Source organism: Sphaerochaeta sp. UBA5836 (assembly GCF_002432845.1).
GTDB lineage: Bacteria > Spirochaetota > Spirochaetia > Sphaerochaetales > Sphaerochaetaceae > Sphaerochaeta.
The window spans coordinates 17,026-17,572 of record NZ_DJGW01000095.1 but is presented as its reverse complement, the minus strand read 5'-3'; the positions used below and the strand labels follow the sequence as shown (position 1 = coordinate 17,572).

The 547-nt window shown below is 46.6% G+C and carries 1 pseudogene; it reads left to right on the top strand.

The features are described 5' to 3' along the window. Positions 1-180: pseudogene (locus tag B3F49_RS08880) on the top strand (DUF2179 domain-containing protein); the annotation flags it as partial. Positions 181-547: the final 367 nt, after the last annotated feature.

Genomic DNA, 547 nt, shown 5'->3' with positions numbered 1-547 from the left:
GAGGCTGGTTTTCGCGTAACCGAGTTCGAAGGACGGGGTCGGGATGGCCAAGTCGTTCTTCTGTTTGTGCAAGTTCGTCGCAGGGATGCCAAGAAAGTACTGCAGACGGCACGCACGTTTGATAAGAACTGCTATCTCGTCCTCGAGGATATTCGATGGCGGCAGAACGCATTGTTATAAAAGAGATGTGAACAACCAATGGGGCTTCGGCCCCAATTTTTTCCTTTGACTGATGCTTGTCTTCGCTGAAGCATGCAATGAGAGAAGTAACGTTACCGCAAACATCCATCCATACGCCTCGTCGTATAATCCTCAGCCAAACACCTTTATAAAAAGCTTGACGGCTCATTTCACCGATGATAGAGTTAGTTAGACATCTTTTGGATGGTTTTGTTTTCATGAATGCGTTATCGTTAACGCATGAAGCTTTAAGGAGGCTGTGTATGAAAAAGTTGCTAGTAGTGGGAATGGTCCTGTTATACGCAATGACCATGGTTTTTGCTGCAGGTGCTGCAGAGAGTTCGTCCTCAAAAGGGATGATCGGCGT